25 protein-coding genes are annotated in these 23920 nt (G+C 68.6%); 5 read left to right on the top strand and 20 right to left on the bottom strand.

Features of this window, described 5'->3' with window-relative positions; all coding sequences use genetic code 11:
- Nucleotides 1–118: 118 nt before the first annotated feature.
- Nucleotides 119–850, bottom strand: coding sequence for a HugZ family pyridoxamine 5'-phosphate oxidase (locus ASC46_RS12040; protein WP_055459543.1), 732 nt, complete (start codon nt 848–850; stop codon nt 119–121).
- Nucleotides 851–993: 143 nt separating this feature from the next.
- Between ASC46_RS12040 and ASC46_RS12035 the strand changes: the two genes are divergently transcribed.
- From ASC46_RS12035 to ASC46_RS12015, 5 genes are all read left to right on the top strand, one after another.
- Nucleotides 994–1692 (top strand): response regulator transcription factor, encoded by a 699-nt coding sequence (locus tag ASC46_RS12035; RefSeq protein ID WP_019403632.1) that lies wholly within the window; start codon nt 994–996, stop codon nt 1690–1692.
- A gap of 59 nt (nt 1693–1751) precedes the next feature.
- The gene (locus tag ASC46_RS12030; RefSeq protein WP_055459542.1) at nt 1752–3545 is read left to right on the top strand and encodes a sensor histidine kinase; all 1794 of its coding nucleotides are present in this window, start codon (nt 1752–1754) and stop codon (nt 3543–3545) included.
- The gene (locus ASC46_RS12025; RefSeq protein ID WP_055459541.1) at nt 3542–4033 is read left to right on the top strand and encodes an HPr kinase/phosphorylase; all 492 of its coding nucleotides are present in this window, start codon (nt 3542–3544) and stop codon (nt 4031–4033) included. The genes ASC46_RS12030 and ASC46_RS12025 overlap by 4 nt, the downstream gene beginning before the upstream one ends.
- Before the next feature lie 88 nt (nt 4034–4121).
- Nucleotides 4122–4523, top strand: coding sequence for a PTS sugar transporter subunit IIA (locus ASC46_RS12020; protein WP_026015389.1), 402 nt, complete (start codon nt 4122–4124; stop codon nt 4521–4523).
- Nucleotides 4524–4537: 14 nt separating this feature from the next.
- The gene (locus tag ASC46_RS12015; RefSeq protein ID WP_055459540.1) at nt 4538–4864 is read left to right on the top strand and encodes an HPr family phosphocarrier protein; all 327 of its coding nucleotides are present in this window, start codon (nt 4538–4540) and stop codon (nt 4862–4864) included.
- A 41-nt stretch (nt 4865–4905) separates the two neighbouring features.
- On the opposite strand, the gene ASC46_RS12010 is transcribed toward ASC46_RS12015, so the two are convergent.
- The 19 genes from ASC46_RS12010 to ASC46_RS11920 all read right to left on the bottom strand — a co-directional run bounded on the left by ASC46_RS12010 (nt 4906) and on the right by ASC46_RS11920 (nt 23871).
- The gene (locus ASC46_RS12010) at nt 4906–6228 is read right to left on the bottom strand and encodes a bifunctional folylpolyglutamate synthase/dihydrofolate synthase (RefSeq protein ID WP_055459539.1); all 1323 of its coding nucleotides are present in this window, start codon (nt 6226–6228) and stop codon (nt 4906–4908) included.
- 29 nt (nt 6229–6257) lie between these two features.
- Entirely contained in the window at nt 6258–7163 is a 906-nt protein-coding gene (gene accD / locus ASC46_RS12005) for an acetyl-CoA carboxylase, carboxyltransferase subunit beta (protein ID WP_055459538.1), read from the bottom strand.
- Nucleotides 7164–7348: 185 nt separating this feature from the next.
- The gene (gene trpA, locus ASC46_RS12000) at nt 7349–8185 is read right to left on the bottom strand and encodes a tryptophan synthase subunit alpha (RefSeq protein ID WP_425349128.1); all 837 of its coding nucleotides are present in this window, start codon (nt 8183–8185) and stop codon (nt 7349–7351) included.
- Nucleotides 8185–9360: a tryptophan synthase subunit beta gene (trpB, locus tag ASC46_RS11995; RefSeq protein WP_425349135.1), complete on the bottom strand. Its 1176-nt coding sequence runs from the start codon at nt 9358–9360 to the stop codon at nt 8185–8187. The genes trpA and trpB overlap by 1 nt, the downstream gene beginning before the upstream one ends.
- Before the next feature lie 206 nt (nt 9361–9566).
- Entirely contained in the window at nt 9567–10217 is a 651-nt protein-coding gene (locus ASC46_RS11990; protein ID WP_055459536.1) for a phosphoribosylanthranilate isomerase, read from the bottom strand.
- Between the two features lie 89 nt (nt 10218–10306).
- Nucleotides 10307–10636 carry a LapA family protein gene (locus ASC46_RS11985; protein ID WP_082464816.1) on the bottom strand — a complete coding sequence of 110 codons (330 nt, stop codon included), beginning with the start codon at nt 10634–10636 and terminating at the stop codon, nt 10307–10309.
- 13 nt (nt 10637–10649) lie between these two features.
- Entirely contained in the window at nt 10650–10979 is a 330-nt protein-coding gene (ihfB, locus tag ASC46_RS11980; RefSeq protein WP_055459534.1) for an integration host factor subunit beta, read from the bottom strand.
- A gap of 25 nt (nt 10980–11004) precedes the next feature.
- The gene (gene sppA, locus ASC46_RS11975; protein ID WP_055459533.1) at nt 11005–11973 is read right to left on the bottom strand and encodes a signal peptide peptidase SppA; all 969 of its coding nucleotides are present in this window, start codon (nt 11971–11973) and stop codon (nt 11005–11007) included.
- 197 nt (nt 11974–12170) lie between these two features.
- Complete coding sequence (gene rpsA, locus ASC46_RS11970) at nt 12171–13874, bottom strand: 30S ribosomal protein S1 (protein WP_055459532.1); 1704 nt, start codon at nt 13872–13874, stop codon at nt 12171–12173.
- 341 nt (nt 13875–14215) lie between these two features.
- Nucleotides 14216–14905 (bottom strand): tRNA (guanine(46)-N(7))-methyltransferase TrmB, encoded by a 690-nt coding sequence (gene trmB, locus ASC46_RS11965; RefSeq protein WP_082464815.1) that lies wholly within the window; start codon nt 14903–14905, stop codon nt 14216–14218.
- A 22-nt stretch (nt 14906–14927) separates the two neighbouring features.
- On the bottom strand, nt 14928–16112 hold the full coding sequence (gene metK / locus ASC46_RS11960) for a methionine adenosyltransferase (protein ID WP_055459531.1): 1185 nt from the start codon (nt 16110–16112) through the stop codon (nt 14928–14930).
- A 193-nt stretch (nt 16113–16305) separates the two neighbouring features.
- A complete protein-coding gene (locus ASC46_RS11955) occupies nt 16306–16740 on the bottom strand; it encodes a helix-turn-helix domain-containing protein (protein ID WP_055459530.1) in 435 nt (144 codons plus the stop codon).
- Nucleotides 16737–18392 (bottom strand): apolipoprotein N-acyltransferase, encoded by a 1656-nt coding sequence (gene lnt / locus ASC46_RS11950; protein ID WP_055459529.1) that lies wholly within the window; start codon nt 18390–18392, stop codon nt 16737–16739. Before lnt ends, ASC46_RS11955 begins: the two co-directional genes overlap by 4 nt.
- Nucleotides 18389–19519, bottom strand: coding sequence for a hemolysin family protein (locus ASC46_RS11945; protein WP_055459528.1), 1131 nt, complete (start codon nt 19517–19519; stop codon nt 18389–18391). The genes lnt and ASC46_RS11945 overlap by 4 nt, the downstream gene beginning before the upstream one ends.
- 103 nt (nt 19520–19622) lie before the next feature.
- Nucleotides 19623–20114 (bottom strand): rRNA maturation RNase YbeY, encoded by a 492-nt coding sequence (gene ybeY, locus ASC46_RS11940; protein WP_186438011.1) that lies wholly within the window; start codon nt 20112–20114, stop codon nt 19623–19625.
- A 2-nt stretch (nt 20115–20116) separates the two neighbouring features.
- Nucleotides 20117–21127, bottom strand: a complete 1011-nt coding sequence (locus ASC46_RS11935) for a PhoH family protein (RefSeq protein WP_096335371.1) — start codon at nt 21125–21127, stop codon at nt 20117–20119.
- A gap of 51 nt (nt 21128–21178) precedes the next feature.
- Nucleotides 21179–22549, bottom strand: coding sequence for a tRNA (N6-isopentenyl adenosine(37)-C2)-methylthiotransferase MiaB (gene miaB, locus ASC46_RS11930; protein ID WP_055459526.1), 1371 nt, complete (start codon nt 22547–22549; stop codon nt 21179–21181).
- Nucleotides 22550–22691: 142 nt separating this feature from the next.
- The gene (gene olsA, locus ASC46_RS11925) at nt 22692–23489 is read right to left on the bottom strand and encodes a lyso-ornithine lipid O-acyltransferase (RefSeq protein ID WP_055459525.1); all 798 of its coding nucleotides are present in this window, start codon (nt 23487–23489) and stop codon (nt 22692–22694) included.
- Nucleotides 23490–23496: 7 nt separating this feature from the next.
- The gene (locus ASC46_RS11920; RefSeq protein WP_245280536.1) at nt 23497–23871 is read right to left on the bottom strand and encodes a Fur family transcriptional regulator; all 375 of its coding nucleotides are present in this window, start codon (nt 23869–23871) and stop codon (nt 23497–23499) included.
- Nucleotides 23872–23920 lie beyond the last annotated feature (49 nt).

Here is a 23920-nt window from a genome sequence, read left to right as displayed (position 1 = left end):
GCGTGGATGGCCGGGTCAAGCCCGGCCGAGACCGTGGAAAGGTCTGCGCTGCATTGCCGACGCCGTCAGCCACTCGGGCTAAAGCCGGACAGGCCGGCCGGCGGTATCTGTCGCAGCGTCAGCGCCGGCGCGCCTCGGCGGCGAGATCCTTCAGCACCTGCCGCAGTTCGCCCGGTGCCCCGATCGGGGCCGGGAAGTCCAATCTCCCGGTCAGATCGCCGCAGACGAGATCGAGGCCGCGCCGGTCGATGCCGCTCGCGCGCCAGTTTCCCTCGGGCAGGCCGAGCAGCTTCGTCGCATAGAGGGCGAGGGCATCGGCATGATCCTCGTTCATATGCGCGACGGCGCCGGCCTCGTTCTCGACGAGGTGCTCCGCGCCGGCCAGGTCATCGACGAGATCCTGCGGCGCAAGGTCGACGATGCGGCCGAAGCCGGCGACGAGATGGGCTCCGGTGATCTCGATGCGGTAGAAGGCGAAATCCTTGAAGCCGGCATAGCCGGCCGACAGGGGATGGCGGGCGAGAAAGCGGCGCTTCAGAGCCTCGTCGTCGCTCGCGACGGCGCGGCCGGCGAGGGTGATGCGCGGATGGGCGCTCGGATCCCCTGCGCCAACCTGCGTCAGGAGCAGCGACACGCGCGCATCGCGGGCGATGTTCTGCGTGTGCAGGGCGAGCGTCGAGATGAGGGTGACGGGCGTGCCGTCGATGGCCGTCGCGACATTGACGAGGGACGTGTAGGGCGCGCCGTCGGCGGCGAGCGTCCCCAGGGCGCCGAAGCGGGCGCGGCGCAGCAGGTGGGCGGCGGCGGAGCGGGGATCGAACGCGGCAGTTGAATCGGCGGCGGCGGACATCAATATTGTCTCCGGTAAAGGGGCGGACATGGCGTTATGCGCCCGAAAGCTGTAGGATCACCCGGCAGTCATCGTCATATTTCGGCCGTCCTCGTCCCGCAGGAGGCTCGGCTTCACTGATGCCTGCGAACGAGCGAGCCAGTATGCCGACAATCGCCCTCGTCGACGACGACCGCAATATCCTGACCTCCGTTTCCATCGCACTGGAAGCCGAGGGGTACCGCATACAGACGTATACGGACGGTGCGTCGGCCCTGGACGGCCTCAAGGCCAACCCGCCGGATCTCGCCATCCTCGACATCAAGATGCCGCGCATGGACGGCATGGAGCTGCTGCGCCGCCTGCGCCAGAAGACGGACATGCCCGTGATCTTCCTCACCTCCAAGGACGAGGAGATCGACGAGTTGTTCGGGCTCAAGATGGGCGCCGACGACTTCATCCGCAAACCCTTCTCGCAGCGCCTCCTCGTGGAGCGCGTTAAGGCCGTGCTGCGGCGCGTGAGCCCGCGCGAGCAGGGGACGGTTCGCGAGAGCGACGCGAAGGTGCTGGAGCGGGGCCTCCTCAAGATGGATCCGGAGCGCCATACCTGCACGTGGAAGAACGATCCCGTCACGCTGACGGTGACCGAGTTCCTCATCCTGCAGGCGCTGGCGCAGCGCCCCGGCGTCGTGAAGAGCCGCAACGCGCTGATGGACGCGGCCTATGACGACCAGGTCTATGTCGACGACCGCACCATCGACAGCCACATCAAGCGCCTGCGCAAGAAGTTCAAGGCCGTCGACAACAGCTTCGACATGATCGAGACGCTGTACGGGGTGGGCTACCGATTCAAGGAAACCTGACGGCAGATGGGCACGAGAGTCGCCGGCCACTGGCCGGCGCGATGCGGTCGCGAGGAAGAATGACCGCCGAACCATTCGACGAGACGCGGACAGCGGCCGACGGTGCCGAGGCGGGTACACGGGTGCCGGCCCGTGCCGGCCTTGCCCGCCGGGTGAGCCGCGTCGGCCAGGCGGTCGTCACGCGCCTGTCGTCGAGCCTGACGCGGCGCATCGTCGTCCTGAACCTCGCCGGGCTCGTCGCCCTCTTCCTCGGCTTCCTCTATCTCAACCAGTTCCGCGCCGGCCTCATCGACGCGCGCGTGCAGAGCCTGCTCACCCAGGGCGAGATTATCGCCGGCGCCATTGCCGCCTCGGCGACGGTCGAGACCGACACGATCACCATCGATCCCGACAAGCTGCTTCAGCTTCAGGCGGGCGAGAGCTCGGGCCTGCAGGAGGATTTCTCGCCGCTCGAGTTCTCCATCAATCCCGAGCGTGTGGCGCCGCTGCTGCGCCGGTTGGTGACGCCCACGCGCACGCGCGCGCGCATCTACGACCGGGAGGGCTACCTTCTGCTCGATTCGCGCAATCTCTATTCGCGCGGTGACATCCTCAGCTTCGACCTGCCTCCGATCTCGCAGGATGAGCCGACGTTCCTCGAAAGCGGCTGGAAGTGGCTGAAGCGCCTCTTCGGCCGATCGGGCACGCCCTTCGCCGACGACATCACGGCAACGAGCGGCAAATCCCTGCCCGAGGTGCAGAAGGCGCTGACCGGCCTGCCGGGCAGCGTCGTGCGGGTCAACACCCGCGGCGAGACGACCGTATCCGTCGCCGTGCCCATCCAGCGTTTCCGCACCGTGCGCGGGGCGCTCGTCCTCTCCACCCAGGGTGGCGATATCGACACCATCATCGCCGCCGAGCGCTGGGCGCTGCTCCGGGTCTTCGCGGTCGCGGCCGCCGTCATGCTCGTGCTGTCGGTGCTGCTCGCCGGCACCATCGCCGGCCCAATGCGCCGTCTCGCCGAGGCCGCGGAGCGGGTGCGCCGAGGCATCAAGTCGCGGCAGGAGATTCCGGACTTCACCGACCGCTCGGACGAGATCGGGCATCTCTCGGGCGCCCTGCGCGACATGACGCGGGCGCTCTACAACCGCATCGAGGCCATCGAGACATTCGCGGCGGACGTGGCACACGAGCTCAAGAACCCGCTCACCTCGCTGCGCAGCGCCGTCGAGACGCTGCCGCTCGCCCGCAACGAGGAGTCGCGCAAGCGACTGCTCGCCGTCATCCAGCACGACGTCAAACGGCTCGACCGCCTGATCAGCGACATCTCGGACGCCTCGCGGCTCGACGCCGAACTCGCCCGCGCCGAGGCCGAGCCGGTCGACCTGCGCCGGCTGCTGGAGGCCGTGGTGACGGTGGCCAACGAAGTGCGCGGCGCCGAATCGGCCCCGATCCGCCTCGTGATCAAGGACAGCCCGCAGCGCGACGCCTATCTCGTCATGGGTCACGACAGCCGGCTCGGCCAGGTCGTCAACAACCTCATCGACAACGCGCGCTCCTTCTCGCCGCCGGGCCACGAAGTACGCGTGACGATGCAGCGCATCCGCGGCGAGATCGACATCACCGTCGACGACGACGGGCCGGGCATTCCGCCCCATGCCCTGGAACGCATCTTCGAGCGCTTCTACACCGACCGGCCGGAACAGGGCTTCGGCCAGAACTCGGGCCTCGGCCTGTCCATCTCCCGTCAGATCGTCGAAGCGCACCGGGGCCGTATCTGGGGCGAAAACCGAATGGCACCCGCCGCCGGCGCGGAGCCGCAATGCCTTGGCGCCCGCTTCGTGGTACGCTTGCCGGCTGCCGTGCGTTCATGACCGCCGCTGCCGCCCCGGCCCCGCCTGCGACAATCCATGCCGGCTGCGTCCTCGTGGACGAGGCGGGCATCCTTATCCGCGGGGCGTCGGGGAGCGGCAAGTCGCGGCTGGCGCTCGCCCTCGTCGCCGGAGCGCAGGCGAGCGGGCGCTTCGCCTGCCTCGTCAGCGACGACCGCTGCCGCGTGAGCGCCTGCAACGGTCGGCTCGTCGCCCGTGCCCCGATGGCTCTTGCGGGCCTCCTCGAGGTGCGCGGCCTCGGAATCGTCACCATGGAGGCCGAGGGCGCGGCGGTCGTGCGCCTCGTGGTCGATTGCGACATCGAGCCACCGGAACGATACCCGCAATTCACAGACCGGACGGTGACCGTCGAGGGTATCACCTTGCCGCGAATGCGGGTTCTTGGTGGCGACGCAGGCGTGACGGCCGCCATAATCCTTGGCATGCTGGCGCGATTCGAGCGTCCGATGCTGCACCTTTTGTCTGAATGATGACCAAATGGTCGCAGGCACTTGCACTTGCCGCCGCAATGCACAAAATGGGCGCTTCCTTTTGGGTGGCGGGGCCACGGGTTCTTGAATGATCGGTCTTGTGCTGGTGACCCACGGCTGCCTGGCGACGGAATTTCGCGCCGCGCTGGAGCACGTGGTTGGCCCTCAGAAACAGTTCGAAACCATCACCATCGGTCCGGATGATGACATGGAGAGCCGCCGCAGGGACATTCTGGCGGCGGTAGGCCAGGTCGACACGGGCGAAGGGGTGGTCGTGCTCACCGACATGTTCGGCGGCACCCCCTCGAATCTCGCGATCTCGGTGATGAACGGGCGCAAGGTCGAGGTGGTGGCGGGCATCAACCTGCCCATGCTCATCAAGCTTGCCAGCGTGCGCGACGAGAAGCCGCTGGAAGATGCCGTGCTGCAGGCGCAGGAAGCGGGCCGCAAATATATCAACGTGGCGAGCCGGGTGCTCGCCGGCAAGTGACGGCGGTTGTCGCAATGGACATCGACACCTTCGACAACGACGACTGCCCCCCGGCGCCGGTGCCGGACGGCGCGCTGGCGCGCGAATTGCCGATCATCAACCGCAAGGGTCTGCATGCCCGTGCCTCGGCCAAATTCGTGCAGACCGTCGAGCGTTTCGGCGCCGACGTCACGGTGACCCGCTGCGGCGAAACCGTTGGCGGGCGTTCGATCATGGGTCTCCTGACCCTTGCCGCCGCGCAGGGCACCAGCATCACCGTGACGGCCAGGGGCGAGGATGCGCAGGCCTGCCTCGACGCCATCACAACCCTGCTCGCCGAGCGCTTCGGCGAGGACGAGTAGCCGCGCCCGCTCGGCCGCCGGGGGACGTTCGCGATCCGAGCCTATTGCGGAAGGGTGCCGTTGGCCGCCAGCACGTCCCCGGCGAGATAGAGCGAGCCCGTCACGAGAATGCGCGGCGGGCGTTCCCGCTCCGTCGCCCTCAACCCCGCGAGCGCCGCCTCGACGCTGTCGCTGGCCCGCGCCTGCAGGCCGACGGAGCGGGCGATACCCGCGACCTCCTCGGCCGGGCGGGCGGCGAGCTGCGAGGGGATCGGCACGGCGATGAGTTCCTGAGCGAGGCCCACGAAAGGCTTCAGGAAGCCGTCGGCGTCCTTGGTGCCGAGCATACCGACGATCATGACGAGCGGGGCGGGATGCCGCTCCTCGAGTTCCGCGAAGGCGGCGGCGAGCGCGCGGCCTCCGTCCGGATTGTGGCCGCCGTCGAGCCACAGCTCCGCCCCGTCCGGGGCAAGATCGACGAGGCTGCCCTGGCGCAGACGCTGCATGCGGGCGGGCCATTCGGCGCGGCTCATGCCGGCCTCGAAGGCCTCCGCCGGCAGGCGCCCATAACCGGCCGCCCGCAGGGTGGCGAGCGCCGTTCCCGCGTTGACGAGTTGGTGACGGCCGGCGAGCCGCGGCAGGGGCAGGTCGATGAGCCCCTGCTCGTCCTGGTAGACGAGGCGCCCGCGCTCCTCGTGCACATGAAAGTCCTGTCCGCCGACGAGGATCGAGCGGGCGCCGACGCGCTCCGCCGCCGCTTCGAGGACGGCCGTGGGCTCCGGCTCCTGCGGCGCGATGATCGCAGGTGCGCCGCGCTTGAAGATGCCGGCCTTCTCCGCGGCGATGCGCATGACGTTGTCGCCGAGATAATCGGCATGGTCGAGCGAGACCGGCGTCACGACACAGGCTTGCGGCGTCTCGACGACGTTGGTGGCATCGAGGCGTCCGCCGAGCCCGACCTCGAGCAGCAGCACGTCGGCCGGCGTCTCGGCGAAGAGCAACATGGCCGCTGCCGTCGTGATCTCGAACACCGTGATCGGAGCACCACCATTGGCGTCCTCGCAGCGCTCGAGAGCCGCGACGAGCCGGTCCTCGCCGACGAAGCGGCCACCGCCGGGACGGCCGAGCCGGATGCGCTCGTGGAAGCGCACGAGATGCGGCGAGGTGTAGACGTGAACGACGAGCCCGGCCGCCTCCAGAACCGCTCGCATGAAGGCGATTGTCGAGCCCTTGCCGTTGGTCCCGGCCACGTGGATGACCGGCGGCAGCTGGCGCTGGGGGGCACCGAGGCGCGTCAGCAGCCGCTCGATGCGGCCGAGGGACAGATCGATCGTCTTGGGATGCAGCGCGAGAAAGCGCGCGAGCATGGCATCGGACGATTCCATGGCGGTCCCCGGCCGTCTGGGGCTGATCGTTATTCCGCGGCGGCGTCGAGCGCCTGCATATCCGCAGGAGGCGCGACGACGGCGGGCTTGTCCTGCTTCATCAGCAGGCGGCACAGCCTGGCGACGGTCGCCTTCACGTCCCGGCGGTGAACGACCATGTCGACCATGCCGTGCTCCCGGAGATATTCCGAGCGCTGGAAGCCTTCCGGCAGCTTCTCGCGGATCGTCTGCTCGATGACGCGCGGACCCGCGAAGCCGATGAGGGCGCCCGGCTCGGCGATGTGCACGTCGCCCAGCATGGCGTAGGAGGCGGTGACGCCGCCGGTCGTCGGGTTGGTCAGCACCACGATATAGGGCAGACGGGCCTCGTTGAGCTTGCGCACCGCCACCGTCGTGCGCGGCATCTGCATGAGCGAGAGGATGCCCTCCTGCATGCGCGCACCGCCCGAGGAGACGAAGAGCACGAAGGGCGTGCGGCGGGCGAGCGCGGTTTCCATGCCGGTGATGATCGCCTCGCCTGCGGCCATGCCGAGCGAGCCACCCATGAACTCGAAATCCTGTACCGCCGCGGTGATGGTCGCACCCTCGACCTCGCCCACGCCAACCTGGACGGCATCCTGCATGCCGGTCTTGGCGCGGGCGTCGCGCAGGCGGTCGACATAGCGCTTCTCGTCGCGGAACTTGAGCGGGTCGATCGGCACCTCTGGCAGGGCGATCTCTTCCCACGCGCCGCCGTCGAAGAAGGAGACGAGGCGCGCCTTGGCGCCCATGCGCAGGTGATAATCGGAGCCCGGGATGACGAAGAGGTTGGCCTCGACGTCCTTGTGGAAGACCATCTGCCCCGTTTCGGGGCACTTGATCCAGAGATTTTCCGGCACCTCACGCTTGAACAGCGTCTTGATCTTGGGCCGTACGACGTCCGAAATCCAGTTCACGGGGGCAACCTCTGGTGTCCCGGCGTGGACCCGCCACGCCCGAATGGGTCACGGAACCTGGCCGCAACCCTGATATACCGTCACGCGGCCTTCACATAGACCTTCGCGAGGCTTTTCGCTAGGTGCGACGGTGTTGCAAAGGTGGCGCCTCTCCCTCATCCGGGGAACGGGAGAGGGCCTCGTCCTCACGCCGCCGTTGCCTTGGCGGCCGAGCGCACGCCGGCGGCGAGCTCGCCCACCAGCGCCTCCACGGCTGCGAGCGTCCCTGCCGTCGCCCGCCCCTCGCCGTCGAGCGAGGCGCGCACGGCCTCGACGAGGGCGGAGCCGACCACGACGCCGTCGGCGCCGCGGGCGATGGCCGCCGCGTGCTCGCCGGTCTTGACGCCGAAACCGACGACGACCGGCAGGTTCGTATGGGCCTTGATGCGCGCCACCGACTGCGCCACGGCGCCGAAATCCGGCGTCGCGCTGCCGGTGATGCCGGTGATCGAAACGTAGTAGACGAAGCCCGAAGTGTTGGCGAGCACAGCCGGCAGGCGCGCGTCGTCCGTTGTCGGCGTGGCGAGACGGATGAAGGACAGCCCCGCCTTTAGCGCCGGGACGCAGAGCTCGTCGTCCTCCTCCGGCGGCAGGTCGACCACGATGAGGCCGTCGACGCCGGCTTCACGCGCATCCTTCAGAAAGCGCTCGACGCCATAGATGTAGATGGGATTGTAATAGCCCATCAGGATGACAGGCGTGTCCGCCTCGCCCGCGCGGAGGGCGCGCACCATGTCGAGGGTCTTCTTAAGCGTCTGGCCGCCCTTCAGCGCCCGCTGCGAGGAGAGCTGGATGGCCGGGCCATCCGCCATCGGATCGGTGAAGGGCATGCCGATCTCGATGAGATCGGCGCCGGCGCGGGGCAACGCCTTCAGGATTGCGAGCGAGGTGTCGGCATCCGGATCACCGGCCGTGACGAAGGTCACGAGCGCCGCGCGGCCCTCGGCGCGGCAGGCGGCAAAGCGCCGGTCGATGCGGCTCATCAGAACTGTCCTCCAAGGATGTCGGCGACCTGCGGCACGTCCTTGTCGCCGCGGCCGGAGAGATTGACGACCATGATGTGGTCCTGAGGCTTTTGCGGCGCGAGCTCGACCACCTTGGCCAGCGCATGGGCCGGCTCGAGGGCAGGGATGATGCCCTCGAGCTTGGACAGGAGCATGAAGGCCTCGAGCGCCTCCTTGTCCGTCGCGGAGATGTAGGTGACGCGGCCGGTCTCGTGCAGGAAGGCGTGCTCGGGGCCGATGCCCGGATAGTCGAGCCCGGCCGAGATGGAGTGAGCCTCGGCGATCTGGCCGTCGTCGTCCATCAGCAGATAGGTGCGGTTGCCGTGCAGCACGCCCGGCCGCCCGCCGGTGAGCGAGGCCGCGTGCTGGCCGCTCGCAAGGCCGTGGCCGGCCGCCTCGACGCCGTAGATCTCGACATCCTTGTCATCGAGGAAGGGATAGAACAGGCCCATAGCATTGGAGCCGCCGCCGATGCAGGCGACGAGCGAATCGGGCAGCCGCCCCTCGGCCGCAAGTATCTGCTCGCGCGTTTCCTTGCCGATGACGGCCTGGAAGTCGCGCACCATGCCGGGATAGGGATGGGGGCCCGCCACCGTGCCGATGCAGTAATAAGTGGTGGCGACATTCGTCACCCAGTCGCGCAGCGCCTCATTCATGGCGTCCTTGAGGGTGCGCGAGCCGGACTGGACGGGCACCACAGTGGCCCCGAGCATCTGCATGCGGAAGACATTGGGCTTCTGCCGCTCGACGTCGACGGCGCCCATGTAGATGACGCATTCGAGGCCGAAGCGCGCGCACAGCGTCGCCGTCGCGACGCCGTGCTGGCCCGCGCCGGTCTCGGCGATGATGCGCTTCTTGCCCATGCGGCGGGCCAGCAGGATCTGGCCGAGCACGTTGTTGACCTTGTGCGAGCCCGTGTGGTTGAGCTCCTCGCGCTTGAGATAGATCTTCGCGCCCTTGCCGCCGGCACCTTCACGCAGGCGCTCCGTCAGGCGCTCCGCATAATAGAGCGGGCTCGGCCGACCGACATAATGGGCGAGATAGCCGTCCATCTCTGCCTGGAAGGCGGGATCGTCCTTGGCCGCGGCATAGGCCTTCTCGACCTCGAGGATGACGGGCATCAGCGTCTCGGCGACGAAGCGGCCGCCGAACATGCCGAAATGGCCGCGCTCATCGGGCCCCGAGCGGTAGGAGTTGAGCGGTTGCACAGTCACGCGACCTTCATCCTTCTCAAGCGGCGGAGCCTCGGCCCGCGCCTCGTCCATTCTCTGTTCGTGCGACAGCGGGAACCGGCTCGCCGCCGAGGTCTCCCGTTGCATAAGCCAAAGCGGCCGGCAGGGCCACCGTGACCGTGACGCCTTCACGCCCGCGCCGCGGCGACAAAGGCAGCGATTCTACCAGCGTCCTTCTCGCCCGGCGCGCTCTCCACCCCGGAGGACACGTCGACGCCGACGAAACCTGGAACATCCGTCAGCCGCGCGACGGCTGTGCCCACATTGTCGGGATCGAGCCCGCCCGAGAGCATGAAGGGCCGCCCCCCGGCCCCAGCCGCGAGGATATCCCAGTCGAACGCGATGCCGTTGCCGCCGGGCAGCACGGCCCCCTTCGGCGGCTTGGCATCGAACAGCAGGCGGTCGACGACCGCCGCATAGGGAGCGTGGCGAGCGAGGTCTGCCGGCTCGCTGACGCCGATCGCCTTCATCACCTGCGTGCCGGCGAGCCGCCGGATGGCGGCCGCGCGCTCGGGCGTTTCCTTGCCGTGGAGCTGGAACCAGTCGGGCTTCAGGCGATCGCGGATGGCGGCGATCGCCGCGTCGTCGGCATCGACGGTGAGCGCGACGATCTCGGCGCGGCCGCGCACGAACCCGGCGAGGGTGACAGCCTCGGCGAGCGAGACATTGCGCGGGCTCTTGGGAAAGAAGACGAAGCCGACCATGTCGGCGCCCGCCGCCAGCGCCGCAGCGACGGCCTCGGCGCTTCTCAACCCGCAGATCTTGACGATGGTGGACATGACGCCTGCAAGTGGCACGACGGCACCGGCTTGTCCATCGGGTACCCCCGGTGACGCAACAGCGAAGCCGGCTGAAATGCTTCAGCGGCTCACGCCTTCGGCAGCGCGGCCCGCCCGGTGGTGCCGCGCAGTTGTTCGGCCTCGCTGCGCCATCGGTCCGCCTCGCGGCGATAGCGCTTCTCCGCCTTGCGGTGCTTGCCCTGGGCGAGCCAGGCGGCAATGCCGCCGACGAGGACGCCGAGTATCACCGCAGCGAAGATCACGATAAAGAATGGCACCGTCACGGCAAGAGCCGGCTCTGTGCGCGAGAAGGGATCAAAGGACAGCTGGACCGGCGCGCGGTTGGCCACCGCCAGGAGCACGATGACGACCGCGACTGGCGCCAGCACCAGAAACTTGACGAAGCGCTTCAACGTCACGGCTCCACTTCCCTCACGCGCTCACGCTCACGGCGGCCTTCCTGCCCGCCGCCGGGGCGGCGGCGCTGCCGTTGAGGCGCAGGCGCATCTCCTTGCCGGTCTTGAAGACGGGAATCATCTTCGATGCAACATCGACCGTCTCGCCCGTGCGCGGGTTGCGGCCAACGCGCGCATTGCGCTGCTTGACCGAAAAGGCGCCGAACCCGCGCAGCTCGACCCGATCGCCTCGCGCGAGCGCGCGAGTAATCTCCTCGAGGATCGCATTGACGATATTCTCGACATCGCGCTGGTAGAGGTGCGGATTCTGCTCGGCGATCCGCAACACGAGCTCGGACTTGATCATATCCCCCGCCTATCTCTTTGAAATTTCAATTATTTTGAAGCGAAGGGTGCCAGACGGCGAGGAGACCGTCAAGCCGTCCCGCTTCTTCGCGCAGCGCAGCCGCCCGCAGCGCACCGGCCAGGTCGTCATAACCGGCGAAAGCTGCCGCGCGGCCGAGGAGCGACCAGAACGACAGGCCGAGCCGCTCGCTCTCGGCCTTCCATTCCCGGACCGGCAGATCGCTGGCGAGCTTCTTCTCCTTCTCGAGCCATGCCACCGCCTGGCGCTGGCCGCCGAGTTCGTCGACGAGACCAAGTTCCTTCGCCTGGCGACCGGTGAAGACACGCCCGTCGGATACCTGGTCGAGCGCGGGGCCGGAGAGGGAGCGACGCTGGCCGACAAGGCCCTTGAACCAGGCGAAGGAATCGCGAACGACGCTCTCGAGCGCGGCGCGCGCCTCCGGCGAAGTGGGCTCGAACCCGTTCGGCGCCGCCTTGAGCGGGCTCGACTTCACTTCCTCCACCTTCACTCCGAGGGTGTCGAGCAGGCCGGCGAGGTTGGGATACTGGATCAGGACACCGATGGAGCCGACGAGCGAGGTATCGCGCGAGACGATGCGCTCGGCCGCAAGGGCGGTGATATAGCCGCCGGAGGCGGCGAGGCCGTCGACGAGCGCGACCGTCGGCTTCTCCGCGGCGAGCTCGCGCAGCGCCGTATAGATCGCCTCGGCGCCGGAGGTGGTGCCGCCGGGGCTGTCGACGCGCACCAGCACGGCGCGCACCGAGCGGGCGTCCTTGACTCGCCTGATGAGGTCGAGCGTGCGCTGGTCGCCACTGATGAAGCCGCCGATGCGGATGGCGGCGATCTGGTCACCCGTGACCACCGAACCCGCGCCGAACCGCGCACCGAGCGCGACCACGACGGCGATGAGGGCGAAGACGGCAAGGACACGCCAGAACGAGAGCTTGCGCCTCAGGCGCCGGCGGTCTGCCATGATGTCGGCATCGTATGTCATTGGCGAAGCTCGGCTCTTCACCTCGGCTGGTCGGGACGCCGTGGACACTAGCCCCGGGCCCCGTCACGGGCAAGGCGGGGCGGTGACAAAAAGCAGGCAAAGCAAAACCCGCCCGGAGGCCGGGCGGGTCGCTTGCGAGGATCACCTGCAGATCGTGCTGCGGGGCAGCATGGCCGTCCCGCAACGAAGATCGCGGCTTACTTCTTCTCGTTGGCGCGCTTGAGGGCGGCGCCGAGGATGTCGCCGAGCGAGGCGCCCGAGTCGGTCGAACCGTACTGGGCGATCGCCTCCTTCTCCTCCGCGACCTCGAGGGCCTTGATGGAGAGCTGGATGCGGCGGGCCTTGCGGTCGAACTGCACGACGCGGGCATCGACCTTCTCGCCCGGGGCGAAGCGCTCGGGGCGCTGCTCGGAGCGGTCCCGCGCGAGCTCGGCGCGGCGGATGAAGGCGGTCATGTCGGTGTCGACGATCTTCACCTCGATGCCGGAATCCTTCACCTCGACCACCTCGCAGGTGACGACGGCGCCCTTCTTGACATCGCCGGCATCGGCGAAGGGGTCGCCCTCGAGCTGCTTGATGCCGAGCGAGATGCGCTCCTTCTCGACGTCGACGTCGAGAACGACGGCACGCACCACGTCGCCCTTCTTGAACTCCTCGATGACCTGCTCGCCGGGACGGTTCCAGTCGAGATCCGACAGGTGGACCATGCCGTCGACGTCGCCGTCGAGACCGATGAAGAGGCCGAATTCGGTCTTGTTCTTGACCTCGCCCTCGACGACGGAACCGATCGGGAACTTCTCGGCGAAGGCATCCCACGGGTTCTGCAGGGTCTGCTTGAGGCCGAGCGAGATGCGGCGCTTGACCGGATCGACCTCGAGAATCTGCACCTCGACCTCCTGGGAGGTCGACACGATCTTGCCGGGGTGGACGTTCTTCTTCGTCCAGCTCATCTCGGAGACGTGGATGAGGCCCTCGATGCCCGGCTCGAGCTCGACGAACGCACCGTAGTCGGTGATGTTCGTCACGCGGCCCTTGAAGCGGGCGTTGACCGGGTAGCGGCCGGCGATGCCTTCCCACGGATCGGCCAGCAGCTGCTTGATGCCGAGCGAGATGCGGTGCGTCTCGTGGTTGATCTTGATGATCTTGACCTTGACGGTCTGGCCGATCGAGACGACGTCGGTCGGGTGGTTGACGCGCCGCCACGCCATGTCGGTGACGTGCAGCAGGCCGTCGATGCCGCCGAGGTCGACGAAGGCGCCGTACTCGGTGATGTTCTTGACCACACCCTCGACGACCTGCCCCTCCTCGAGGTTGGCCACGAGCTCGGAACGGGCCTCGGCGCGCGTCTCCTCGAGCACCGTGCGGCGCGAGACGACGATGTTGCCGCGGCGGCGGTCCATCTTGAGGATCTGGAACGGCTGCGGCACGCCCATGAGCGGCGTGACGTCGCGCACCGGACGGATGTCGACCTGCGAACGCGGCAGGAAGGCCACGGCACCGTCGAGGTCGACGGTATAGCCGCCCTTGACCTGGTTGAAGATGATGCCTGTGACCTTCTCATTGTCCTCGAAGGCCTTCTCGAGCTTGACCCAGCTCTCTTCCCGGCGCGCCTTGTCGCGCGAGATGACGGCTTCACCGAGCGCATTCTCGATGCGCTCCAGGTAAACCTCGACCTCGTCACCCACCTCGAGCGACTGGTCCCGACCCGGACCGACGAATTCCTTGAGAGCAACGCGGCCTTCGGTCTTCAGGCCGATATCAATGACGGCGACGTCCTTCTCGATGGCGACGACGCGGCCCTTGACGACGGAACCCTCGACGGGCTCGGCATGCGAGAAGGACTCTTCGAGAAGCGCCGCGAAATCTTCACGGGACGGGGCCTGGTGAGCGGATACGGACATTCGGTCTCCTAACGCCGATCAAGGCGGACAACGCCGGCGGCTGGTGTTGCATCACGCCCCCTGTCGCCGGCCGCACGGAATACGCACGTATTCCATGCGGTAGTGGCCGCCCGCCTGCACCATGCGGCCCGGCGGCCGTGCCGGCGTCTTGAACCGGCGACGGAGAGCGTCTGATCAATGTCGGGGAGCGGGGGTCTTGCGGCACGGAGCCCATCTCGCACGAAGCTAATGGCAAACTCCGCCGCACACAGGATGCAGCGCCCCACCGAACGGTGGTGTCATAACGAAAACGCGGCTTTTCCACAAGCGGAAACGGCCGAGCGACGGGGAAAAGGAACCCGTCAGCGCCGCACGAAGGTGAGATACATCGGCAGGCGCCCTTCCCGCAGCGCCTTGGCCTCGTAGCGCGTGCCGGGCCAGCCCGTCCAGGGCCGGCGCCAGTCGTCCGCTCGTTCGGCCCGCCAGGCGAAGAGGCCGCTGCGGTCGATCCGCGCCAGCGCCCAGGCGGCATAGTCGTCGATGTCGGTGGCGAAGCGCAGCTCGGCGCCCGGCCGCATGACGCGCGCGAGCGCGGCGAGGGTTTCCTCGCCGATGAAGCGCCGCTTGCGGTGGCGGCGCTTCGGCCAGGGGTCGGGATAGAGCACGAAGACGCGCCCGATAGAGGCCTCGGGCAGACGCGGCAGGACGAGGGTCGCATCATCGTCCCAGACACGCAGGTTGGCGATGGCGTGCTCCTCGACGCCGGCAAGGAGCTTCGCCATGCCATTGACGAAGGGCTCGCAGCCAATGAAGCCGATGTCCGGGTTCTCGCGGGCGCGGGCGAGAAGGTGCTCGCCGCCGCCGAAGCCGATCTCGAGCCAGACCTCACGGACCGGATGCGGGAACAGGCCCGCGGGGGCGAGCTTATCCGTGCCCGCCGGCAGGCGCAGCCGCGGCAACACCTCCGCCAGCAGGCGGGCGTGGTTGTCGCGCAGCTTGTGGCCCTTGCGGCGCCCGAAGAAGGCGCCGCCCCTGTCCTGCTCCGCGATCACGCGTGTCGTCCGGATACCTGCCTCAGCCGAGCGCGGCGCGGATGGCGCCGGCGAGATCGGTGCGCTCCCAGGAGAAGCCACCGTCCGCCTCGGGAGCGCGGCCGAAATGACCGTAGGCCGAGGTGCGGGCGTAGATCGGCCGGTTGAGGCCGAGGTGCTGGCGGATGCCGCGCGGCGACAGGTCCATCACGTCCATGAGCACGCGCTCGAGCCGTGCCTCCTCGACCTCGCCGGTGCCGTGCAGGTCGACATAGAGCGACAGGGGCCTGGAGACGCCGATGGCGTAGGAGAGCTGGATGGTGCAGCGCTGGGCGAGGCCCGCCGCCACCACGTTCTTGGCGAGGTAGCGCGCGGCATAGGCGGCCGAGCGGTCGACCTTGGTCGGGTCCTTGCCCGAGAAGGCACCGCCCCCGTGCGGCGCCGCCCCGCCGTAGGTGTCGACGATGATCTTGCGCCCGGTCAGGCCGCAGTCGCCATCCGGACCGCCAATCACGAACTTGCCCGTCGGGTTGACGTGCCAGACGGTCTTGTCGTCGACCCAGCCTGCGGGCAGCGACTTGCGCACATAGGGCTCCACGATCGCGCGGATGTCGTGCGAGGTCAGCTCCTTGCCGGCATGGCTCTCGATGTGCTGGGTCGAGACCACGATCTGGGTGACGCCGACCGGCTTGCCGTCGGCGTAGCGCACCGTCACCTGGCTCTTGGCGTCGGGACCGAGCAGGCCGGTCTCGCCGGACTTGCGCGCGGCGGTCAGCGTCTTGAGGATCTCGTGAGCGTAGTAGATCGGGGCGGGCATCAGCTCGGGCGTCTCGCGGCAGGCGTAGCCGAACATGATGCCCTGGTCGCCGGCGCCCTCGTCCTTGTTGCCGGAAGCATCGACGCCCTGCGCGATGTGCGCCGACTGGGCATGGAGGTGTACCTCGACCTTGGCCGTCTCCCAGTGGAAGCCTTCCTGCTCGTAGCCGATGTCCTTGATGGCAAGGCGGGCGAGGTGGGCGAGATAGTCGTTCGTGATGTCGGACGGGCCGCGCACCTCGCCGGCGATGACGACGCGGTTGGTGGTCGCCAGCGTCTCGCAGGCGACGCGCGCCTCCGGCATGGCGCCGAGATAGGCGTCGACAATCGTGTCCGAGATCCGGTCGCAGACCTTGTCAGGATGGCCTTCCGAAACGGATTCGCTGGTGAAGAGATAGTCCGAACGCGCCACGTTCCCGATCCTTTCGTCACACGCCAAGGCCCGTCTCCGAGCTCCAGGAAAGAGACCGTGTTACAGACCGGATTGCATCGCAGTCCGGTCGGAACGGGCTCTGGCCCAAAGGCGAGGTGTTGTGACAGCCCGGACGCACAGGGTCAAGATGGAATGACGGACGGGTTCGATAGAGCGAACGAAACGGACGGCGTCAGGCGTCCTCGCCTTCCGTATCGGCGAGAGCGACGACGAGGTCGACGATGCGCCGGCGCACCTTCGCGTCCTTGATGCGGATGAAGGCCTTGGTGAGCTGCACGCCCTCGCTCGTCGACAGGAAGTCGGACACATAGCTCGAGGATGGCGCCTCGGCGAAGCCACCGCCGATGACGCCGTCCGCCGCCGGCGCGCCGTCAAAGAAAAACTCTACCGGCACGCCGAGCACCTTGGCGATCTGCTGGAGGCGGCTCGCGCCGATGCGGTTCGTGCCCTTTTCGTACTTCTGCACCTGCTGGAAAGTCAGGCCGAGGGATTCGCCAAGCTTTTCCTGGCTCATGCCGACGAACATGCGTCGCATGCGCACGCGACTGCCGACGTGCTTGTCGATCGGATTGGGGACTTTCTTGACGCTCGCAGGCGCTGTTCTCATGGTCTTCCCGTCCGTTCGTCGCGGCCCACCCGGCCATGTCGCCGTGCGGTCATCGCGCCGGCGGCTACACTCAAGGTGAAGAACCAGAATACCACATCCCCGAGCCGGGCATAAATCGTCGGTGACAGCGCTTCAGGCAAGGGGGCATCGAGAATCCCCTCCGTCCCCAGCGGCAGCGAGGCGATGACCCGGCCGTAGCCGTCGGCGACCGCCGAGATGCCGGTGTTGGCCGCCCGCACGAGAGGAATACCTTCCTCAATGCTGCGTAGCCGGGCTTGCGCCATGTGCTGGTAGGGGCCGGGCGTCTCACCGAACCAGGCATCGTTCGTGACATTGATCAGAACGCCGGGACGCGTGCCGTCCTGCGGCACCACCGCGCCCGGAAAGATCGCCTCGTAGCAGATGAGCGCCGCCACCGGCGGCAGGCCCGGCACCGGCAGGACGGTTCGCTCGCGCCCGGCCTCGAAGCCGCCCGGCGCATGCACGAACTGGCGCAGGCCCAGACGGCGCAGCAGCCCGTCCAGCGGCAGGTATTCGCCGAAGGGGACAAGGTGAACCTTGTCGTAGATGCCGGTGATGCGGCCTTCGTCGTCGACGACCTGGACCGCATTGAAGAAGCGCAGGCTCGTCTCGCCGGGGAGCGGCTCCATCGCCCGCGCGGCGCCCGTGACGAGCACAGCCCCGGGCGGCAGAAGCGCCGCGATGGCGCCAAGGGCATCGGGGTCGCGCGCGAGAAGGAATGGAAAGGCGCTTTCGGGCCAGACGAGATGGGTGACGCCATCCATGCCCCGAGCCGCACCGGCAGGCGCGACGCCGTCACCCTGCACGGCGGGCCCGTTGTCGCTGAGCGCAAGATAGCGGTTGAGGATCGCCTCCCGGTTCTCGGGACGGAACTTGGCATCCTGCGGCAGGTTTGGCTGCATGATGCGCAACGCAACGCCCGGCACGGTCGGTGAGGGGCTTCCGGGCAGCCGCCACAATCCGTAGCCGGCCATGGCGGCGAGGACGAGCAGGCCGGCGACCGTCGGCCCCGCACGACGCCAGTGCCCGCCGTCGTCGGCGAGGGTCGCCGGTGCCGCGAGAATCGCCGCCGCAAGCACCGTCAGGCCGTAGAGCCCGACGAGGGACGCCACCTGCGCCAGGTGCAGCTGCTGGCCGAGGGCCATGCCGAGGCTGTTCCAGGGAAAGCCCGTGAGGATGTGGCCGCGCAGCCATTCGGCAACGGCAAGGCCCGTGGCGAGGGCGAGGATGCGCGCCGGGCCGGGAGACCAGATGAGCCGGGCGAGGCCGAAGCCGAGAGCATAGAAGAAGGCGAGCCCCGCGGGCAGGCCGACGACGCCGAGCGGCAACGCCCAGGCGAACTCGTCCGCCTCCACCAGGAAGGCGGCGCCGAGCCACCACAGGCCGGCGAGAAAATAGCCGAAGCCGAACCACCAGCCGGTCGCCGCGGCCGCCAGCACGGTGCGCATCGGCGTGCGCCCACCCGCCCCGTCAATGAGCCAGACGGCGAGCGGCAGGCTGACGGCGAGCACGGGCCAGAGCCCGAAAGGCGGCATGGCGAGGGCGGCGAGCCCCCCCGCGGCGAAGGCCGTCAGGCGCCGTCGCCATCCCCAGGACAGGACGACGCCGCGCGCGAAGCCGGCGAGCGTCAAGCGGCGGCTCCCGGCTTCTGGTCCTCCAGCGCATCCCGCGCCGCAGTCACGTTGTCTTCCGTCACGGGCGCAGGCGCCTCTTCCGCCCCGCCCTCGGCCCTGCGGGCCGCGCGGCGCACCAGGGCCGGCTCGGTCCTGACCTTGTGGATGCGGATCTTTTTCAGGCGGCGCGGATCGGCATCGAGAATCTCGAATTCGAGGCCTTCGGGCCCCGGCACAAGCTCGCCGCGTACCGGCACGCGGCCGGCGAGGGTGACGATGAGGCCGCCGAGCGTATCGACCTCCTCGGCGATATCAGCGTCGGCGAGTTCGACGCCGAGAGCCTCCGAGACGTCCTCGAGGCTGGCGCGCGCATCGATGATCCAGCGTTCGTCGCCGTCGGCGACGATCTGCGAGGCCTCCTCGTCGTCGTGCTCGTCCTCGATGTCGCCCACGATCATCTCAACGATGTCCTCCATCGAGACGAGGCCATCGGTGCCACCATATTCGTCGATGACGAGGGCCATATGCGTGCGCGTCGTCTGCATCTTCACGAGCAGGTCCATGGCCGGCATGGACGGCGGCACGAAGAGCACCGGGCGCAGGATGCTGGCGCGCGAGAGCGGGGCCTCGAGGTCGACGCCGAGTCGCACGGCCTGGGCCTGCACCTCCACCGGCGCATCGCCACGGCCGCGGCCGACATTCCGGCGCAGGCGCTCGCGACCCGCCGTCTCAGCTCGCGCGGCGATATAGTCGACGAAATCACGGATGTGCACCATGCCGAGCGGCTCGTCGAGATTCTCGCCGTAGACGGGAATGCGCGAATGGCCGGCCGTGCGGAAGAGGTGCAGCACGCTCGCGAGGGTCGCGGAAGCCTGCACGGCGACGATGTCGGCGCGCGGCACCATCACGTCGTTGACACGCAACTCGCGCAGCGACAGGACGTTCTTGAGCAGGGAACGCTCGATCGGCGTGAATTCTCCGCCGGGCAGGTTGGTGTCGAGCGCATCCGCGAGATCCTCGCGGATCGAGGGGCCGGCCTTCAGTCTGAGGCCCGTGAGTAGCCGCTCTATCCAGCTTTCATGCTCTCCATCCCGCCCCTGTGGAGCGGGCCTCGCTTCCTCGCTCGAACTTCGATCCTCGCTCATCGTCCTTCTTGGCTCCAGGAGCATGTACGCCAAGGGCCGCGGCCCCGTCGCAGGCGCTTCATGCACAAACAACGACTTTGGGGCGGAACGGGCCCGCCACCCTTCACTCGCCCAAGGCCGCACCGGCGTAAGGATCGGCGATGCCGAGCCCCGCCAGAATGCGGATTTCGAGACCTTCCATCTCCTCGGCCTCGCCATCGGTCTCATGATCATAACCGAGAAGATGCAGCATCCCATGCACGACGAGATGGGAAAGGTGGTCGGCCAGCGTCTTGCCCTCCTCGTCCGCCTCCCGCCGCGTCGTCTCGTAGGCGATGATGACATCGCCGATATGGGGTGCCGAGGCCAGTTGTTGAGGGGGGCAGGCGGGGAAGGACAGGACGTTCGTCGCCTTGTCCTTGCCGCGCCAGCGGGCGTTGAGCGCGCGCACGGTCTTGTCGTCCGCAAGGACGACGCTCACCTCGGCGCCCGGCGCGACCGGACGCCCGCCGGCATCGAGCGTCGCCTGCGCCGCACGTGCCACGAGCGCATCCGCGCCGGCCAACTCGTCCCAGCCCTCGCTTTCGACGGCGATGTCGATATGGGCGCCGTTCACGCTCAGATCCCCCGGCCGACCTCGTCATAAGCCTTGACGATGCGCCGCACGAGCTCGTGCCGTACGACATCCGCCTCCTTGAAGGTGATGCGGCCGATACCTTCGACGCCGTCGAGGATACGCACCGCCTCGACGAGGCCCGACACTTGCCCGGGCGGCAGGTCGATCTGCGAAGGGTCGCCCGTGACGATCATGCGGGAGCCCTCGCCGAGGCGGGTCAGGAACATCTTCATCTGCATTGACGTGCAATTCTGCGCCTCGTCGAGCAGGATCGCAGCATTGGTGAGCGTACGCCCGCGCATGAAGGCGAGCGGCGCGATCTCGATGACGCCGGTGGACAGGCCGCGCTCGACATGGCGCGCCTCCATGAAGTCGTAGAGCGCATCGTAGACCGGCCTGAGGTACGGATCGACCTTCTCGCGCATGTCGCCGGGCAGGAAGCCAAGGCGCTCACCTGCCTCCACTGCCGGGCGCGACAGGACGAGCCGCTCGACGACGCCCTGCTCGAGGAGCGAGACGGCATGGCCGACGGCGAGCCAGGTCTTGCCGGTGCCGGCCGGCCCCTCGGCGAAGACGAGCTCGCAGCGCCGCAGCAGGCGCAGATAGGCGTCCTGCGCCGCGTTCCGCGCCCTGACGGCGCCGCGCTTGCGGGTCGCAATCTGCTCGAAGGTCGAGCGCTGCTGTGCCTCATCCGCCGGCGGGAAGAGCGAGCCCTGGCGGGCGCTCTCGGCGATGGCGCCGTCGACGTCGCCGAGGGAGACGATCTCGCCGGCGCGCGCCCGCTCGTAGAGGCTCTGCAGCACGCGGCGCGCCTGCTCGGCCGCCTCGCTCGTGCCGCGGATGACGATGTGGTTGCCGTTGGCGTTGGCGAGCACGCCGAGACGTCGCTCGAGATGGGCAAGGTTCTGGTCGTACTGGCCGGCGACGACGCTGGCGAGTCGGTTGTCTTCGAAGGCGATCTTGATCTCCGGGGCATCGCGGCCGCCGCCAAAGGCCTGCGACCTGTCCTTCACCTGACGCTGCGGCAGACCATCGTCTGGCTTCAAGCTCGTTCTCCTCGCGTCCTAGGCTGCGCTCGCCCTCTCCTCGGGCGGGCCGGCGGCGAGCCGGCCGAACAGGCTGTTGGGGGCCGTCCCGACGATCTCGACCGGGACGATGTCGCCGACGGTGAGGCCCTCGGTCTCGAGCTGCACCGCCTGCAGATAGGGCGACTTGCCGGCGAGCTGGCCGGCATGGCGCCCGGGCCGCTCGATGAGGACATCGACCGTGCGCCCGACGGTCGCGGCGTTGAACGCGCGCCGGTCCTCGTCGAGAGCGGCCTGCAGGCGCGCGAGCCGCTCGGCCTTGACGGGCTCGGGCACCTGCCCCTCCATCTCCGCCGCCGGCGTGCCGGGGCGCGGGCTGTACTTGAAGGAATAGGCGCTGGCGAAGCCGATGTCGGCGACGAGGCGCATGGTGGCCTCGAAATCCGCGTCGCTCTCGCCGGGAAAGCCCACAATAAAATCGGACGACAGCGCGATGTCCGGCCGTGCCTTGCGCACGGCGTCGATGATGCGCCGGTACTCGTCGCCGGTGTGGCGGCGATTCATGGCGGCAAGGATTGCGTCGGATCCTGCCTGCACCGGCAGGTGGAGATAGGGCATCAGCGCCGGCAGGTCGCGATGGGCGGCGATCAGCGTCTCGTCCATGTCACGCGGATGGCTCGTGGTGTAGCGGAGGCGGGCCAGCCCCGGCACCTCGGCCAGGCGTTCGAGCAGCATGCCGAGCGTCCAGTCGCGCCCGTCCGGCCCCTCGCCGTGATAGGCGTTGACGTTCTGGCCGATGACGGTGATCTCGCGTACACCCGCCCCGGCGAGCCGCTCGGCCTCGGCGAGGATCTTGGCGACGGGGCGGGAGACCTCGGCGCCACGCGTGTAGGGAACGACGCAAAAGGTGCAGAACTTGTCGCAACCCTCCTGCACGGTGAGGAAGGCCGAGACGCCACGGGCGCGGATCTTCTCCCGTGCGGGGGCCGGCAGATGGTCGAACTTTTCCTCGGCCGGGAATTCCGTGTCGACGACGCCGGGGCGCGCGCTCGCCTCGGCGAGAAGCTCGGGCAGGCGATGATAGCTCTGCGGCCCGACCACGAGGTCGACGACGGGCGCGCGGCGCACAATCTCGCCACCCTCGGCCTGGGCCACGCAGCCGGCGACGACGACCTGCGTCTGGCGCCCCTCGGTCGCTCGCTCCTTCTTCATCTCGCGCAGGCGGCCGAGCTCCGAATAGACCTTTTCGGCGGCCTTTTCGCGGATGTGGCAGGTATTGAGGATGACCAGATCGGCGTCCTCCGCCGTTCGGGCCTCCACATAGCCCTTGGCTGCCAGGGCGTCCGCCATGCGCTCCGCATCGTAGACGTTCATCTGACAGCCGTAGGATTTGACGAAAACCTTCTTCACGTGTCTGCCTGTCACCCGCTTTCGACTCAAGGCTCCGGGCCGACCGGCCCGTCCCTCTGTTTAAGGCTTCTCGCCTCCGGAGAGAATAGGCAAGGCAAGATTGGCCCCGGCAGACGGCGGATGAATGACGTGACCCGCGGCCTCAGGGGCCGCTTGCCCGCGCCGCCCGCGCCGCCGCGCGCACCACGTCCTCGGCCGCTTTCGTCGCCGCCTTGCGGTCCGTGCCGCCGTTGAAGGCGATGGGCTCACCCCAGGTGATGCGCACGTCGAACGGCGCTCCGGAGACGACCGCGGCAAGATGCGGCGCCAGCTCCATGTCCCCGTGCCAGGCAATGGCGGGCCGCTCGTTGCGGCCGAGCGGCAGGCCGTGGCGGCCGACATAGGTGATGGCAAGAGGCCGTAGCACGATCTCGGACGCAGGCGCCTCGGCATCGGTCACGGCGTCGCGCGCGGCCCCCACGAGGGCGGAGCGGAAGGGCAGGATCCGCAAGCCGTCGCCCGTGGTGCCCTCCGCGAAGAGCACCATGGCATCGCCCCGGCGCAGTCTGTGCGCCACCTCGACATTGGTTGCCGCCGTCGCCTTGCGGCGCGTGCGGTCGATGAAGACCGTGCGCTGCAGCCGGGCGAGCAGGCCGACGACCGGCCAGCCGTTCACCTCGGCCTTGGCGATGAAGGAGAGCGGCGTCAGCGTCGAGATGACGGGAATATCGAGCCACGAGATGTGGTTGGCGAGGATGAGGGCCGCCTCGCGGCCGTTGGGTGGCCGGCCCGCCACCTTGATGCGGATGCCGAGAACGCGGCAGATGAAGCGGTGGTAGACGAGGGGGATGAGGCGCGCCGCCCGGCTGTCGAGCCTGACCGCGAGCGCCTGCAGCGGAATGCCGACGAGCGTCGCCGGCACGATGAGCGACAGGCGCAGAATGCCCCGCAGCGACAGCATGGCCGGTTCAGTCCGCCTCGTCCTCGAGCGGCACGGCATAGAGCTCGAGCCGATGGTGCACCAGGCGGTAGCCGAGGCGCCGCGCGATCTCGGCCTGGAGCCGCTCGATCTCTTCGGAGTGGAACTCGATGACGTCGCCGGTATTCATGTCGATGAGGTGGTCGTGGTGCTCCTTCGGCGCGCGCTCGTAGCGCGCGCGGCCGTCGCCAAACTGGTGGCGCTCGATGATGCCCTTGTCCTCGAAGAGCTTGACAGTGCGGTAGACGGTGGACAGCGAAATGCGCTCGTCCACGGCCGCGGCACGGCGGTGCAGCTCGACGACGTCGGGATGGTCGTCGGCATCGCCGAGCACCTTGGCGATCACGCGGCGCGGCCCGGTCATGCGCATCCCGCGGGCGACGCAGGCGCGTTCGATGACGTTGCCTTGCAGT

This window comes from Chelatococcus sambhunathii, assembly GCF_001418005.1.
GTDB classification, from domain to species: domain Bacteria; phylum Pseudomonadota; class Alphaproteobacteria; order Rhizobiales; family Beijerinckiaceae; genus Chelatococcus_A; species Chelatococcus_A sambhunathii.
This window is presented reverse-complemented; position numbering and strand designations above follow the sequence as displayed.